Source organism: Nocardia flavorosea NBRC 108225, from assembly GCF_001613385.1.
GTDB lineage: Bacteria > Actinomycetota > Actinomycetes > Mycobacteriales > Mycobacteriaceae > Nocardia > Nocardia flavorosea.
Genome location: NZ_BDCG01000064.1, coordinates 1 through 862, shown reverse-complemented (window position 1 = coordinate 862; position 862 = coordinate 1). Strand labels below are relative to the sequence as shown.

The following is an 862-nucleotide window of genomic DNA, read 5'->3' as shown; positions in this document are numbered from 1 at the left end:
GCGTGCGGCTCTGGCGCCGCAGCCGCGGCCGACGCGGGTTACCGAATCGGGCGAGGTCCAGGACGCGGTGCCGCTGTCGTTGGCGCAGCAGCGGATGTGGTTCCTGAACCGTTTCGACGAGAATTCGGCGGCGTATCACATTCCGCTGGCGATCCGGTTGTCCGGTGAACTCGATATCGAGGCCATGCGGGCGGCGGTCGCGGATCTGGTGACGCGGCACGAGGTGCTGCGGACGGTGTATCCGGAGACCGAATCCGGCCCGGTGCAGGTCGTCCTGCCGGTGGGCCAGGCCGTTCCCGAGCTCGCGGTGCGGTCGGTGGCCGCCGGTGAGGTCGTTGCGGCTGTATCGGAACTGGCGTCGGCCGGCTTCGATGTCACCGCCGAGGTGCCGTTGCGGGTGGCGCTGTTCCGCGTCGCGACCGATGGGTCCGGCGGCGATATCGCAGGCTCGCCCGGCGAATTCGTGCTGGCCCTGGTAATGCACCATATTTCGGGTGATGGTTCCTCGGTGGTGCCGTTGACGCGCGATTTGATGACCGCGTATGCCGCGCGGATCGCGGGTGAGGCGCCGGGCTGGGCGCCGTTGCGGGTGCAGTATGCCGATTTCAGTATTTGGCAGCGGGAGTTGCTGGGTGATGAATCGGATCCGGGTTCGCTGGCGGCGAAGCAGATCGGGTATTGGGAGTCGGCGCTTGCCGGGGTTCCGGATCAGCTCGACCTGCCGGTGGATCGTCCGCGTCCGGTGGTGCAGTCCTACAGTGGCGGCCGGGTCGCGGTCGAGATCGATGCCGAGATTCATGCTGGTTTGCAGCGGCTGGCGCAAAGCCAGGGCGCGACGCTGTTCATGGTCGCGCATACGGCA

Annotated in this window: 1 protein-coding gene; it reads left to right on the top strand. The window is 67.5% G+C overall.

The features are described 5' to 3' along the window. On the top strand, nt 1-862 hold an 862-nt coding region (locus NFL01S_RS33845), incomplete at both ends, for a condensation domain-containing protein (protein ID WP_245671007.1).